The following is a 13,981-nucleotide window of genomic DNA, read 5'->3' on the forward strand; positions in this document are numbered from 1 at the left end:
GGCCACTGGGCGCAGCAGCGCGAGCGCGGCAGCCCGCTGCTGATGCGCCTCACCGCCTGGCTGGCGCGCCATCTGGGCCGCCGCGCCATCGCGCCGCTGCTGCGGCTGATCGTGCTGTACTTCTTTCTGTTCGGCGCCCGCGCCCGCCGTGGCATCCGCGAATACCAGCAGCGCCTGGCGGAGTGGAGCGGTCGTCCTGAGCTCAAGCCCAGTTGGCGCAGCGGCTATGCCCAGTTCATGGCCTTCGCCGAAGCCCTGCTGGACAAGCTCGACGCCTGGAACGGTCGCCTCGGCCTGGATCAGGTGCGCCTGCACGACCCGGATCAGGTGCACAGTCGCATGCACGGGCCGCGCGGCGAGATCCTGGTCACCGCCCACCTGGGCAACCTCGAAGTCTGCCGCGCCCTGGCCCAATTGGGGCGGCGGGTGCGGCTCAATGTGCTGGTGCACACCCGCCACGCCGAGGCCTTCAATCGCCTGCTGGAAGAAGCCGGCGCCAGTGACCTGCGGCTGATCCAGGTCAGCGAACTGGACCCGGCGGTGATGCTGCAACTGAGCGAACGCCTGGAGCGCGGCGAATGGCTGGCCATCGCTGGCGACCGGGTGCCGCTGCACGGCGGCCGCACCGTGGCGGTGGAGTTCCTCGGCGCCCCGGCGCCCTTTCCCCAGGGCCCCTGGCTGCTGGCCCACCTGCTGCGTTGCCCGACCAACCTGCTGTTCTGCCTGCGCGAAGCCGACGGCTACCACCTCTACCTGGAGGACTTCGCCCCGGCGCCGAGCTGGCGCCGCCAGGAGCGTGCCGCCGGTATCCAGGGCCTGGCCCAGGCCTATGCCGAGCGCCTCGCCGCCCATTGCCTGAAAGCCCCGCGGCAGTGGTTCAACTTCTACCCTTTCTGGAGTCGCGATGAACGCTAGTGTGCGCTTTGGTAGCCAGGCTCTCGTCCTCGAAGACCTGGTCGCCCTGGCCGAAGGCCGGGCCCAGGCCGAATTGCAGGACGATTCCGCCTTCCGCGACGGCATCGCCCGCGGCGCGCGCTTCGTCGATTCGCTGCTGGCCCAGGAGGGCTCGGTCTATGGCATCACCACCGGCTACGGCGATTCCTGCGTGGTCGCCGTGCCCCTGGCCCAGGTCGAGGCGCTGCCACGCCAGCTCTATACCTTCCACGGCTGCGGCCTGGGGCGCCACCTGGACCCGGCAGCGACCCGCGCGGTGCTGGCGGCACGGCTGCAGTCACTGTGCCAGGGCGTCTCCGGGGTAAGGGTCGAATTGCTCGAACGCCTCACCGCCTTCCTGCGCGAAGACATCCTGCCGCTGATTCCCGAAGAAGGCTCGGTGGGCGCCAGTGGCGATCTCACCCCGCTGTCCTACGTCGCTGCCGCCCTCTGCGGCGAGCGCCAGGTACTCTGGCGCCATGAGGTACGGGACGCGGCCGACGTCCATGCCGAACTGGGCTGGACGCCCCTGGTGCTCAGGCCCAAGGAAGCCCTTGCCTTGATGAACGGCACCGCGGTGATGACCGGTCTGGCCTGCCTCGCCTTCGCTCGCGCCGAGTACCTGCTGCGCCTGGCCACCCGCATCACCGCCCTCAATGTGGTGGCCCTGGCCGGCAATCCCGAGCATTTCGACCAACGCCTGTTCGCCGCCAAGCCCCATCCGGGCCAGGGCCAGGTGGCCGCCTGGCTGCGCGCGGACCTGGCCGCCGAAGGCCCGGCCGCGCCGCTGCACCGCCTGCAGGACCGCTATTCGCTGCGCTGCGCCCCCCATGTGCTGGGGGTGCTGGCCGACAGCCTGCCCTGGCTGCGCCAATTCATCGAGACCGAACTCAACAGCGCCAACGATAATCCGCTGATCGACGCCGAGGACGAGCGGGTGCTGCACGGCGGCCACTTCTATGGCGGCCACATCGCCTGTGCCATGGACAGTCTCAAGACCCTGGTGGCCAACGTCGCCGACCTGCTCGACCGCCAGCTCGCCCTGCTGGTGGACGCGCGCTACAACCACGGCCTGCCGGGCAATCTCTCCGGGGCGCCGGCCGAGCGGGCCATGCTCAACCACGGCTTCAAGGCGGTGCAGATCGGCGCCAGCGCCTGGACCGCCGAGGCGCTCAAGGGCACCCTGCCGGCCAGCGTCTTCTCCCGCTCCACCGAATGCCACAACCAGGACAAGGTCAGCATGGGCACCATCGCCGCGCGCGACGCCCTGCGCGTGCTGGAACTCACCGAGCAGGTGGCCGCCGCGACCCTGCTGGCCGCCCAGCAGGGCGTCTGGCTCAGGGGCCAGCAGGGCACGGAGCCGCCCGCGCCCCTGGCCGCCATGCACCGCGAGCTGGCCGAGACCTTTGCGCCGCTGCGCGAAGATCGCGCCCTGGAAGCCGAATTGCGCCAGGCCCTGGGCCTGATCCGCGCCCGCCACTGGAGGCTCTATGCGTAAGACCGGTGCCCTGCAGGTCGAGGTGGAGATCCAGATCCCCTTCTTCGACGTCGACATGATGGAAATCGCCTGGCATGGCCATTACGTGAAGTACCTGGAGGTGGCGCGCTGCGCGCTGCTCGACCGTCTCCAGCACAACTATTTGCAGATGCGCGAATCCGGCTATGGCTGGCCGGTGATCGATCTGCAGATCCGCTATATACGTCCGCTGCTGTTCCAGCAGCGCGTCCGGGTACGGGCCGATCTGGTGGAGTGGGAGAATCGCCTCAAGCTCAATTACCTGATCACCGACGCCGCCACCGGCGAGCGCCTGACCCGCGCCAGCACCGTGCAGGTGGCCGTGGACATGGCCAGCCGCGAGATGCAACTGGCCTCGCCCAAGGTCTTCATCGACGCCGTGGAGAGGGCCCTGGCATGCGCAAGCTGATCGCTCTGCTGCTCATCCTGGCCGCGCCCCTGGCCCAGGCCTTTAGTCTCGACGACCTGGCCACCCAGCTCGCACGGCCGGCGGTGGTCGCGGGCAGCTTCGTCCAGCAGCGCTATCTGCGCGCCCTGCCGCAGCCGCTGACCAGCAGCGGCCACTTCACCTTGGCCCGCGGCCTGGGCCTGCTCTGGCGGCTGGAAAAGCCCCTGGCGCAGACCTATCGCATCACCCCCGGCGCCATTGCCAAGCAGACGCCGGCCGGCTGGACGCCGCTGCCCGGCAGCGACCTGGCCGCCCGCCAGAGCGCCCTCTTCCTCGCCGTGCTCGGCGGCGATCGCAGCGGCCTGGAGCGCGACTTCGAGCTGGCCCTGAGCGGTGACGCCGGGCACTGGCAGTTGCGCCTGACCCCGCGCGGCGCCCTGCTCAAGCAGGTGTTCGACGGCATCCTCATCCAGGGCGGGGCCCTGGTGGAGCAGGTGGAAATCCGCGAGACCCAGGGCGACCGCAGCCTGCTCACCTTGGACGGCACGCCCAGCGACGCCCTCACCGCCGACCAACGCGCGGCCTTCCAGTGACCCGCCTACAACGCCCCTTCCTGCTGTTCCTGCTCGCCCTGCTGGCGCTCAGCGCCTGGCAGTGGCGCCATGGCCCGCCGGTGGCCGCCGATCTGCTGGCGCTGTTGCCCCAGGGCGCGGGCGATGCCCTCACCCAGCAGGCCGAGGCGCGCATGGCAGAGCCGCTCAATCGCGAGGTGCTGCTGCTGGTGGGCCATCCCCAGCGCGAGCGGCTGCCGGCCCTGGTCGAGCGCCTGGGGAAAGACTGGTCCCGGGAGCCGCTGTTCGAGCGGGTACAGTGGCAACTCACGCCGGATCTGCCCGGCCTGCGCCAGCAACTCCTGGCCAGTCGCCTGGCGCTGCCATTGGGTCCGGCCCGTGACCAGCTCCTGCACGACCCGGACAGCTATCTACAAGCCCGCGCCGCCGCCCTCTTCGATCCCTTCGCCGGCGCCGGCGCCCTGCCCCTGGAGCAGGACTGGTTCGGCCTCGGCCTGCTCGTGCAGCGCCAACTCACCCCGGCCAGCAAGGTGGACTTCGACGCCGGCAGCGGCCTCTTGCTGACCCAGGGCGATGGCCTGACCTGGGCGCTGGTCCGCGCCCGTACCCGCGCCGATGCCTTCGACTTCGATGCCCCGCCGCGGGTGGAGGCCCTGATCGAGGCCGCTCGCCGCCAGGTGGTGGCTGACGGCGGTCAGTTGCTGGCTGCCAGCGGCCTGAGATACGCCGCCAACGGCCAGGCCACCGCCAGCCGCGAGATGTCCTTGATCGGCGGCCTGGCCACCTTCGGTACCCTGGCCCTGCTGCTGGGGCTGTTTCGCCGCTGGCGGGTGCTGCTCAGCCTGCTGGCGGTGGGGGTGGCCCTCTTGGCGGGCAGTGCTACCTGCGTGCTGCTGTTCGGCCAGATCAACGCCCTCACCCTGATCCTCGGCGCCAGCCTGACCGGGGTGGCCGCCGACTATCCGTTGCACTATCTGAGCAAGAGCTGGAAGGGCGGCCCCTGGGACGCCACGGCCATCCTGCGCGAGACCCTGCCCGGCCTGTCCCTGAGCCTGGCCACCAATCTGCTGGGCTATCTGGCGCTGGCCTGCACACCCTTTCCGGCGCTGACCCAGGTGGCGGTATTTTCCGCCGCCGGCCTGATCGGCGCCTACCTCACCACCGTCTGCCTGTTGCCGGCCTGGTGGCAGCGCCTGGACCTGGCGCCGCCCGCCGCGCCGCTGCGCGTCATGCAGCGCCTGCTGGACCTGCGCCTGCGCCTGCTGGCGCGCACCGGCAGTCTGCCGCTGCTCTTGGCGCTGCTGACCTTTTGCGCCGCCGGCCTCTGGCAGCTGCACACCCAGAACGACCTGCGCCTCTGGCTCGGCCAGGACCCGGCGCTGACCCGCGAGGCCCAGGCCATCGCCCGCCTCACCGGCCTGCAACCCACCAGCCAGTTCTTCCTGGTGCGTGGCGCGGATGCCGATGAGGTGCTGCAACGCCAGAGCGCCTTGGGCCGGCGCCTGGAGGGATTGGTCAAGGCGGGTCAGCTACAGGGCTATCGCGCCCTCAGCGGTCTGGTCGCCCCCGCGGCGGCCCAGGCCGAACTGCGCCAGGCCCTGGCCGGTTGGGGCGAACGTCTGCAGCCGCTGCTGGCGGTGGGTATCCCGGCGGAGGCGCTGGAGGCCGAACTCAAGCAAACGCAGCAGCTGCCCGACCTGAACCTGGACCAAGCCCTGGCCGGCCCTCTGGGCGAACCCTGGCGCCCGCTCTGGCTGGGCCGCACGGCCGATGGCAGCGCGGCCGGGCTGGTCAGCCTGCAAGGCCTGGGCAATGCTCAGGTGCTGCAACGGGTGGCCGACGGCCTGCCCGGCGTGCAACTGGTGGATCGCCTGGGCGAGCTGCGCGGGCTGTTCGTCCATACCCAGCGCCTGGCAGTGGAGCTCAAGCTGCTGGCCTCAGGCGCCATCTTCCTGCTCTTGCTCTGGGCCTTCGGCCGCCGCGCGGCGCTGCGCATCGTCTGCCTGCCGCTGCTGGCAGCCCTGGCGGCCCTGGCCTGCCTGGGTTGGCTGGGCCAGCCGCTGACCCTGTTCAGCCTGTTCGCCCTGCTGCTGATCACCGCCATCGGCGTGGACTACGCCATCCTCATGCACGAGGCCATCGGCGGCGCCGCGGTGAGTCTGCTCGGTGGCTTACTGTCGGGCGTCGGCAGTTGGCTGTCCTTTGGTCTGCTGATGCTCAGCAGCACCCCGGCCATCGCCAACTTCGGCCTGGCCATCAGCCTGGGGCTGGTGTTCAGCTTCCTGCTGGCGCCCTGGGCCTCTCCACCCCTCTCCCACGAAAAGGAATTTCGTCATGGTTGAACACCATCCCCTGGTCGTCATCGGTGCCGGCCCGGCTGGCGCCGTGGTCGCCGCCCTGCTCAAGCGCCGCGGTCATGAGGTGCTGGTGCTGGAAGCCCAGCATTTCCCGCGCTTTTCCATCGGCGAGAGCCTGCTGTCCCACAGCCTGGACTTCATCGAGGAAGCCGGGATGCTGCCGGCCGTCGAAGCCGCGGGGTTCCAGACCAAGATCGGCGCGGCCTTCGCCTGGGGCGAGCGCTACACCGACTTCGACTTCCGCGACACCTATAGCGGCGGGCGCAGCACCTTCCAGGTCCAGCGCGGCCCCTTCGACAAGCTCCTCGCCGATGACGCCGCACGCCAGGGCGTGGAGATCCGCTACGGCCAGCGCGTCACCGCCGTGACCCTGGGCGAGAACGGTGCCAAGACCCAACTCGAGGTGCAGGGCGACGACGGCCAGGCCTATGCGCTGACCACCGACTTCCTGCTCGATGCCAGCGGCTATGGCCGGGTCCTGCCACGGCTGCTGGAGCTGGAAGCCCCGTCCAACTTCCCGGTGCGCCGCGCCCTTTTCACCCATGTCGAGGATCGCATCGACGATCCCGGCTTCGACCGCCAGCGCATCCTCATCACCACCCATCCGACCCTGCGCGACGTCTGGTTCTGGACCATCCCCTTCAGCGACGGCCGCACCTCGGTCGGCGTGGTGGCCGCCGCCGAGCGCTATGCCGGACGCGCCACCGATCTCGCCACCGGTCTGCGCGACTGGGTGGCCGAGACCCCGAGTCTGGCCCGGGTGCTGCACAATGCGGTCTGGGATACCCCGGTGCGCGAATTGGGCGGCTATGCGGCCAACGTCAAGCGCCTGCACGGCCCCGGCTTCGCCCTGCTCGGCAACGCCGCCGAGTTTCTCGACCCGGTGTTTTCCTCGGGCGTCACCATCGCCCTGCGCTCGGCCAGCCTGGCCGCGCCCCTGGTGGATCGCCAGTTGCGCGGCGAGGCGGTGGATTGGGAAGCCGAATTCGCCCAGCCGCTCAAGGCGGGCGTCGATACGTTCCGCGCCTATGTGGAGGGCTGGTACGATGGCAGCTTCCAGGACGTCATCTATTTCGAGCACGCCCAGCCGGAGATCCGCAGCATGATCTGCGCCATCCTCGCCGGCTACGCCTGGGACGTCCGTAACCCCTTCGTCAAGGAACCCAAGCGGCGCCTGCGCCTGCTCGTGGAGCTTTGCCAGCTGAATTCGGCCCATCCCGCATGACCTCGCTTCGTCCGCTCCTCTTCCTGGCTGGCCTGCTGCTCGCCGCCTGCGCCAGCCAGCCGCCGCTGCCCAGCAGCCCGCCACCGCTGGCGCACGCACTCGTCTACCAGGTGGAGCGCCAGAGCGCGGAGGGCCATGACGTCCTGCTGCTGGCCATCCAGCCGGAAGGCGCCAACCTGCGCTTCTCGCTGTTCGATCCCCTCGGCGTGCCCCAGGCGCGCCAGCAATTCATCCAGGGCGCCTGGCAGGCCGACGGCCTCTTGCCGCCCAATCCCCAGGCGCGAGCCTTCTTCGCCGTGCTCTTGTTCGCCCTCACGCCCGCCGAGCAGTTGCCATGGGCCTATGCGGCGGGTGACTGGCGGCAGGCCGCCGATGGCAGTCGTACCCTCGGGGATTGGCAGGTGCGCTATCCCAGCGCCGACCGCCTGGAGCTGCGGGCGCCGGATCGGCCGAGCTATCGCTTGACGCTGCTGCCGGAGTCCGCCCCTTGAGCGCCTATCTGAATGCCCTGGGCCTGCTCTGCGCCCTGGGCCAGGGCAAGGCCGAGGTGGCGCGCGGACTGTTCGCCGGTGACACGAGCGGCATGCAGCCGACCCCGGGCTGGATTCCCGAGCGCCAGCCGCCGGTGGGCACCGTCACTGCCGCCCTGCCGGCCTGGCCCGCGGACTGGACGCCCTTCTTCAGCCGCAACAACCAGCTCTTGCTGGCCGCCCTGGGCGAGATCGAACCCCAGGTGCGCCAGGTCATCGAGCGCCACGGGCCCGCGCGCATCGGCGTGGTGCTGGGCACCAGCACCTCGGGCATCCACGAGGCCAGCCAGGGCATCGCCGTGCACCAGCGCAGCGGCCAGTTGCCCGAGGGCTATCAATACGCCCAGCAGGAACTGGTGGCGCCCGCCGACTTCCTTGCCCGCTACCTGGGGCTGAACGGCCCCTGCTACGGCCTCTCCACCGCCTGCACCAGCAGCGCCCGCGCGCTGCTCAGCGCCCGCCGGCTACTGGTGCAGGGCCATTGCGACGCCGTGCTCTGCGGCGGCGTGGACAGCCTCTGCGGCCTGACGCTGAACGGCTTCGCTGCCCTGGAAGCGGTCAGCGAGTCGCTGTGCAATCCCTTCTCGGTCAATCGCTGCGGTATCAACATTGGTGAGGGCGCGGCGCTGTTCCTGCTGACCCGCGAACCGGGCCCCATCGCCCTGCTCGGCGGCGGTGCCAGCTCCGATGCCCACCACATCTCCGCCCCCGATCCCAGCGGGCGCGGCGCCGTCCAGGCTATGCAGGCGGCGCTGCGCGCCAGCGGCCTGCAACCGGGAGACATCGGCTATCTCAACCTGCACGGCACCGCCACGCCGCACAACGACGCCATGGAAAGCCAGGCCACCCACCAGGTGTTTCCGGCCGGGGTGCCCTGCTCTTCCACCAAGCCGCTGACCGGCCATACCCTCGGCGCCGCCGGCGCCCTGGAAGCGGCCTTCGCCTGGCTGACCCTGGACCCGCAGCTCAACCCCGCCGGCCAGTTGCCGCCGCAACGCTGGGATGGCCAGGCCGATCCAGCCCTGCCGCGCCTGGCGCTGACCGCGGGCGACAGCCGCCTGGACGGCCGTCGCCACGCCATGAGCAACAGCTTCGCCTTTGGCGGCAGCAACGTCAGCCTCATCCTCGGAGCCACGCCATGATCCCCTGGACCCTCGCCGAACTGGTGCCCCACGCCGGCGACATGCTGCTGATCGACGAGATCCTCGTCTGTGACGAGAGCGGCATCGAGACCCGCTTGGTGGTCAGGCCCGGCCTCTTCACCGATGCCGACGGCGCCCTACCGGCCTGGATCGGCGTGGAGCTGATGGCCCAGAGCGTGGCCGCCTTCGCCGGCTGCCAGGCGCGCCGCCGCGGCGAGGCGCCGGCGCTGGGCTTCTTGCTCGGCACCCGCCAATTTAGTTGCGATGTGTCGGCCTTTCCCGCCGGTGGTGAATTGCGCATCCGCGCCCAGTCGGCGCTGGAGAACGACGATGGCATGGCCATCTTCGATTGCCACCTGCAGGGTCCCGGCTGCCAGGCCAGTGCCCGGCTGAACGTCTATCGTCCACCCCAGGTGGATCTGTACCTAGAGGAGCCCGCGCCATGAGCGTCGCCCCCGCTCCGGTCCTGGTGACCGGTTCCAGCCGCGGCCTGGGCCGCGCCATCGCCCTGCGCCTGGCCGCCGCCGGCCATGACCTGGTGCTGCACTGCCGCAGCCGCCGCGAAGAAGCCGAGGCGGTACGCGCCGAGGTCGAGGCCCTGGGCCGCACGGCGCGGGTGCTGCAATTCGACGTCGGCGACCGCGCCGCCTGCGCGGCCATCCTCGAAGCCGATACCGAGGCCCACGGCGGTTACTACGGGGTGGTCTGCAACGCCGGCCTGACCCGCGACGGCGCCTTTCCCGCGCTCACCGGCGAGGACTGGGACCTGGTGCTGCGCACCAACCTCGACGGCTTCTACAACGTCCTGCACCCGGTGATCATGCCGATGATCCGCCGCCGCGCGGCGGGACGCATCGTCTGCATCACCTCAGTCTCCGGGCTGATCGGCAATCGCGGCCAGGTCAACTACAGCGCCTCCAAGGCTGGCCTCATCGGCGCCGCCAAGGCCCTGGCCGTGGAGCTAGCCAAGCGCAAGATCACCGTCAACTGCGTCGCGCCGGGACTGATCGATACCGAGATCCTCGACGAGCACGTGCCGGTGGAGAAGATCCTCGAGATGATCCCGGCCGGACGCATGGGCACCCCCGAGGAAGTGGCCCACGCCGTGGCCTTCCTGCTCGCCCCCGAGGCCGGCTACATCACCCGCCAGGTGCTGGCGGTCAACGGAGGACTGTGCTGATGAATGGCCGTCGCGTCGTGATCACCGGGATGGCCGGCGTCACCGCCCTGGGCAGTGACTGGCCGACCATCCGCGCCAACTTCCTCGCTGGCCAGAGCGGCATCCGCCGCATGGACGCCTGGGATCGCTATACCGAGATGAACACCCGCCTGGGCGGGCCCATCGTCGACTTCCAGGTGCCGGGCCACTGGACCCGCAAGCAACTGCGCAGCATGGGCCGCGTCTCCCAACTGGCGGTGGCCGCCGGCGAGCGCGCCCTGGCCGATGCCGGGCTGCTGGATGACCCGCGCATCACCGACGGCCGCATGGGCGTGGCCTGCGGCTCCTCCACCGGCAGCACCGACGACATCAAGGCGCTGGCCAACATGCTGCTCAGCGATACGGCCGTGGGCCTCAACGCCAACACCTATGTGCGCATGATGCCGCACACGGCGGCCGCCAACCTGAGTCTGTTCTTCGGCCTCAAGGGCCGGCTGATCCCCACCTCCAGCGCCTGCACCAGCGGCAGCCAGGGCATCGGCTACGCCTACGAGGCCATCAAGTTCGGGCGCCTGCCGCTGATGCTGGCCGGCGGCGCCGAGGAACTCTGTCCCAGCGAGGCCATGGTCTTCGACACCCTCTATGCCACCAGCCTGCGCAACGACGCGCCCCAGACCTCGCCACGGCCCTACGACCGTGGCCGCGACGGCCTGGTGATCGGCGAAGGCGCCGGCATCCTGGTATTGGAAGAACTGGAGCACGCCCTGGCGCGCGGCGCCCACATCCACGCCGAAATCGTCGGCTTCGGCAGCAACGCCGACGGCCAGCATTCCACCCGCCCCGAACAGGCCACCATGCAGCGCGCCATGGAGCTGGCCCTGGAAGACGCCGGGCTGACCCCGGACGCCATCGGCTACGTCAACGGCCACGGCACCGCCACCGAACAGGGCGACATCGCCGAGACCCAGGCCACCCAGGCGCTGTTCGGTGCGCGGATGCCCATCAGCTCGCAGAAGAGCTACCTGGGCCACACCCTCGGCGCCTGCGGCGCCCTGGAGTCCTGGTTCAGCATCGCCATGATGAACGAGGAGCTGTTCGTGCCCACCCTCAACCTCGACGAGCTGGACCCCCAGTGCGGCGAGCTGGACTATCTGCGCGGCGCGCCGCGGCAACTGAGTACCGAGTTCGTGATGAACAACAATTTCGCCTTCGGCGGGGTGAATACCTCGCTGATCTTCCGCCGCTGGTCCTGATTCAATCTGGAAAAGGAGTCTTCCCGATGCTACGCCGCCTGCTGCTCGCCCTTGCCCTCCTGGCCCTGGTCGCCTGTACCACCAAACCGATCCAGAATCCCCGGGAGGTATTTCCCACCGACCACCCGTTCGCCGCCGCGGATGTGCGCGAAGCCATCCTCACGGCCCTGCAGCAGCGCGGCTGGGCAACCCGCAGCGAAGCACCTGGCCAGATCACCGCCAGCATCGACGTACGCGGCCGGCACCAGGCCTGGATCGATATCCCCTACAGCACCCAGGGCTACCAGATCCGCTATCGCGACAGCGCCGGCCTCGACTACGACGGCCAGCACATCCATCGCAACTACAACAGATGGGTGCATCTGCTCGACGTCGCTATCCGTCGGCAATTGCAGCTACCGGCGCCCACAGCTGCCGCGGACTGACAGACCCTGCGCTTGCGCAATGTCGCAGAATCTAGCTGACGGCACAGGTGTTCTGCGTTAAACAATCAGCCACCAACCACAAGGAAGTCATCATGCGTAATCTCGCCCCGAAACTGGCCCTCGCCCTGAGCCTGGCCGCCCTGCTGCCCGCCGCCGCCCAGGCGCGCGACACCACCCTCCAGTTGCCCTTCGCCGAAGTCGTCCAGGAAGCCCTGGCGGCCAAGCGCCTGGATGGCAGCGTAAAGTTCTACCTGGCCGGCAACCCGGTGCCGGGCAAGGCCACGGTGGTCAACTCCAGCATCACCACCAACCAGAAGACCAACGCCTTCAACAAGACCGATGAAGTCGCCTGCCGCTGGGTGCTGCAATCGGCGCTGATCCGCCTGCAGGAAGCCGCCAAGGCGGCCGGTGCCAATGCCGTCACCGACATCACCAGCTACTACAAGAAGAACGAATGGAGCGATCCCACCCGCTACGAGTGCCACGCCGGCGCCCTCATGGCCGGTGTCGCCCTCAAGGGCAAGCTGGTGATCCTCAAGTAGATCGGAACGGCGGTGCGCCCGGGTGGGTCTGTCTGGAGACCTACCCAGAGGCTGCCGCCATGCCCCAGTTCCGCCTCCACTACCGCAAGGACGGTGAGTCCCGCCAGCTCGATCTCGAGCATCCTCAGGCGACCCTCGCCCCGCATGAAGCGGCCCTCGCACTGCTGGAACACCTCCGCGCCGACGCCGAGAACAGCCTGGCCCTGCCGCCCGCCGAGGCGCCAGCGGAGGCGATTCTGCGGCAGGCTGAGGTGCATGGGTTGACGGATATCCAGGTGGAGCCGCTGGTTTCGTAGGTTGGCGCTGAGCGCAGCGAAGCCCAACGAGCGGAGCTAGCGGTCAGCTGGCCACCCTCACCCCAGCCCTCTCCCGGAGGGAGAGGGGGCGGTCTGGTTCAGCGTGGGCTTGTGGGCTCATCGCCGTAGCGTGGAAAACGGCGCAGCCTTTTCCACTGACGAGCTGCGGTACCAACGGTGGATAAGGCTGCGCCGTTATCCACCCTACCTGCAGCGAAGACCGACACCGCCAGACCTCAGCCCAGGAACAACCGATACGCCGGATTCTCGGTTTCGTCCCAGTAGCGATAGCCGATGGCGTCCAGGGTCGCCAACAGCTCGTCCCGCTCGGCATGACTGGCTTCCAACGCCGCGAATACCCGCCCATCCGCCGCGCCATGGTTGCGGTAATGGAACATGCTGATGTTCCAGCGCCCGCCCAGCCGTTCGAGAAAGTCGAACAGCGCTCCGGGCCGCTCGGGGAATTCGAAGCGGAACACCTGCTCCTGATCCACCCGCGCCGCATGGCCGCCCACGGTGTGGCGGATATGCAGCTTGGCCAGTTCGTTGTCGGTCAGGTCCAGCACCGGAAAGCCCTGGTCGCGCAGCCCCTGCAGCAGCGCCTCGCGCGGATCGCGCTGGGGATGGGTCTGGACGCCGACAAAGATGTGCGCTTCCTGGCCGGTGTGATAGCGGTAGTTGAATTCGGTGATCTGCCGCCGGCCCAGGGCCTCGCAGAAAGCGCGGAAGCTGCCCGGTCGCTCGGGGATGGTCACGGCGATAATGGCTTCGCGCTGCTCGCCCAGTTCGGCGCGCTCGGCCACGTGGCGTAGCCGGTCGAAGTTGACGTTGGCGCCCGAATCGATGGCCACCAGCACCTGGCCACCTGAGCCCGCGCGCTCGGCGTACTTCTTGATCCCGGCCACGCCCAGGGCGCCGGCCGGTTCGGTGATGGAGCGGGTATCGTCGTAGATGTCCTTGATCGCCGCGCAGATCTCATCCGAGCTGACGGTGATGACTTCATCCACATAACGTCGGCAGATCTCGAAGGTGTGATGGCCGATCTGGGCCACCGCCACGCCATCGGCGAATAAGCCAACCCGTGGCAGCACCACCCGCTCCCCGGCGGCCATGGCCTGTTGCAGGCAATTGGAATCGTCCGGCTCGACGCCGATGACCTTGATCTCGGGGCGCAGGTATTTCACGTAGGCCGCGATACCGGCGATCAGACCGCCGCCGCCGACCGGGACGAAGATGGCGTCCAGCCGACCGGGGTGCTGGCGCAGGATCTCCATGGCCACCGTGCCCTGGCCGGCGATGACGTCCGGGTCGTCGTAGGGCGGCACGAAGGTGTAGCCCTGCTCCTCGACCAGCCTGAGCGCCTCGGCCAGGGCGTCGGGAAAGGCGTCGCCGTGCAGCACCACCTCGCCACCGCGGGATTGCACGCCGATGACCTTGAGCTCCGGCGTGGTCCGCGGCATGACGATGATCGCCCGCACACCCAGCTCACGGGCCGCCAGGGCCAGGCCCTGGGCATGGTTGCCGGCGCTGGCGGCGATCACCCCGCGAGCCTTTTCCTCGGTCGAAAGGCTGGCCAGCTTGGTGTAGGCGCCACGGATCTTGAAGGAGAACACCGGCTGCAGGTCTTCGCGCTTGAGCAGCAC

General features: G+C 69.5%; 15 protein-coding genes. 14 read left to right on the forward strand and 1 reads right to left on the reverse strand.

The genetic code is table 11. The features are described from left to right. Positions 1–42: 42 nt before the first annotated feature. The 14 genes from FAZ11_RS12310 to FAZ11_RS12375 all read left to right on the forward strand — a co-directional run bounded on the left by FAZ11_RS12310 (position 43) and on the right by FAZ11_RS12375 (position 12,338). Positions 43–915, forward strand: a complete 873-nt coding sequence (locus FAZ11_RS12310) for an LpxL/LpxP family acyltransferase (RefSeq protein ID WP_240043557.1) — start codon at positions 43–45, stop codon at positions 913–915. After that, the gene (locus FAZ11_RS12315; protein WP_058774488.1) at positions 905–2,431 is read left to right on the forward strand and encodes an HAL/PAL/TAL family ammonia-lyase; all 1,527 of its coding nucleotides are present in this window, start codon (positions 905–907) and stop codon (positions 2,429–2,431) included. Before FAZ11_RS12310 ends, FAZ11_RS12315 begins: the two co-directional genes overlap by 11 nt. Beyond that, complete coding sequence (locus tag FAZ11_RS12320; protein ID WP_058774487.1) at positions 2,424–2,858, forward strand: acyl-CoA thioesterase; 435 nt, start codon at positions 2,424–2,426, stop codon at positions 2,856–2,858. Before FAZ11_RS12315 ends, FAZ11_RS12320 begins: the two co-directional genes overlap by 8 nt. Beyond that, complete coding sequence (locus FAZ11_RS12325) at positions 2,846–3,430, forward strand: outer membrane lipoprotein carrier protein LolA (protein ID WP_058774486.1); 585 nt, start codon at positions 2,846–2,848, stop codon at positions 3,428–3,430. The genes FAZ11_RS12320 and FAZ11_RS12325 overlap by 13 nt, the downstream gene beginning before the upstream one ends. Continuing rightward, positions 3,427–5,751 carry an MMPL family transporter gene (locus FAZ11_RS12330; RefSeq protein ID WP_058774485.1) on the forward strand — a complete coding sequence of 775 codons (2,325 nt, stop codon included), beginning with the start codon at positions 3,427–3,429 and terminating at the stop codon, positions 5,749–5,751. The genes FAZ11_RS12325 and FAZ11_RS12330 overlap by 4 nt, the downstream gene beginning before the upstream one ends. Further along, a complete protein-coding gene (locus FAZ11_RS12335; protein ID WP_058774484.1) occupies positions 5,744–6,991 on the forward strand; it encodes an NAD(P)/FAD-dependent oxidoreductase in 1,248 nt (415 codons plus the stop codon). Before FAZ11_RS12330 ends, FAZ11_RS12335 begins: the two co-directional genes overlap by 8 nt. Continuing rightward, positions 6,988–7,482, forward strand: a complete 495-nt coding sequence (locus FAZ11_RS12340; RefSeq protein WP_058774483.1) for a hypothetical protein — start codon at positions 6,988–6,990, stop codon at positions 7,480–7,482. Before FAZ11_RS12335 ends, FAZ11_RS12340 begins: the two co-directional genes overlap by 4 nt. Next, positions 7,479–8,663, forward strand: coding sequence for a beta-ketoacyl-[acyl-carrier-protein] synthase family protein (locus FAZ11_RS12345; RefSeq protein ID WP_058774482.1), 1,185 nt, complete (start codon positions 7,479–7,481; stop codon positions 8,661–8,663). The genes FAZ11_RS12340 and FAZ11_RS12345 overlap by 4 nt, the downstream gene beginning before the upstream one ends. After that, positions 8,660–9,109 carry a hotdog family protein gene (locus tag FAZ11_RS12350; RefSeq protein ID WP_058774481.1) on the forward strand — a complete coding sequence of 150 codons (450 nt, stop codon included), beginning with the start codon at positions 8,660–8,662 and terminating at the stop codon, positions 9,107–9,109. Before FAZ11_RS12345 ends, FAZ11_RS12350 begins: the two co-directional genes overlap by 4 nt. Then, positions 9,106–9,843 (forward strand): 3-oxoacyl-ACP reductase FabG, encoded by a 738-nt coding sequence (gene fabG / locus FAZ11_RS12355; protein WP_058769082.1) that lies wholly within the window; start codon positions 9,106–9,108, stop codon positions 9,841–9,843. The genes FAZ11_RS12350 and fabG overlap by 4 nt, the downstream gene beginning before the upstream one ends. Beyond that, positions 9,843–11,075 carry a beta-ketoacyl-ACP synthase gene (locus FAZ11_RS12360; RefSeq protein WP_058774480.1) on the forward strand — a complete coding sequence of 411 codons (1,233 nt, stop codon included), beginning with the start codon at positions 9,843–9,845 and terminating at the stop codon, positions 11,073–11,075. The genes fabG and FAZ11_RS12360 overlap by 1 nt, the downstream gene beginning before the upstream one ends. Before the next feature lie 26 nt (positions 11,076–11,101). Further along, a complete protein-coding gene (locus tag FAZ11_RS12365) occupies positions 11,102–11,500 on the forward strand; it encodes a hypothetical protein (RefSeq protein ID WP_137279136.1) in 399 nt (132 codons plus the stop codon). Between the two features lie 92 nt (positions 11,501–11,592). Continuing rightward, the gene (locus FAZ11_RS12370; protein WP_058764704.1) at positions 11,593–12,042 is read left to right on the forward strand and encodes a hypothetical protein; all 450 of its coding nucleotides are present in this window, start codon (positions 11,593–11,595) and stop codon (positions 12,040–12,042) included. Between the two features lie 59 nt (positions 12,043–12,101). Continuing rightward, positions 12,102–12,338, forward strand: a complete 237-nt coding sequence (locus tag FAZ11_RS12375) for a hypothetical protein (RefSeq protein ID WP_058774479.1) — start codon at positions 12,102–12,104, stop codon at positions 12,336–12,338. Positions 12,339–12,574: 236 nt separating this feature from the next. On the opposite strand, the gene ilvA is transcribed toward FAZ11_RS12375, so the two are convergent. Further along, on the reverse strand, positions 12,575–13,981 hold a 1,407-nt coding region (ilvA, locus tag FAZ11_RS12380; RefSeq protein ID WP_137283164.1), incomplete at its 5' end, for a threonine ammonia-lyase, biosynthetic.

Source organism: Pseudomonas rhizoryzae (genome assembly GCF_005250615.1).
Taxonomy (GTDB): domain Bacteria; phylum Pseudomonadota; class Gammaproteobacteria; order Pseudomonadales; family Pseudomonadaceae; genus Chryseomonas; species Chryseomonas rhizoryzae.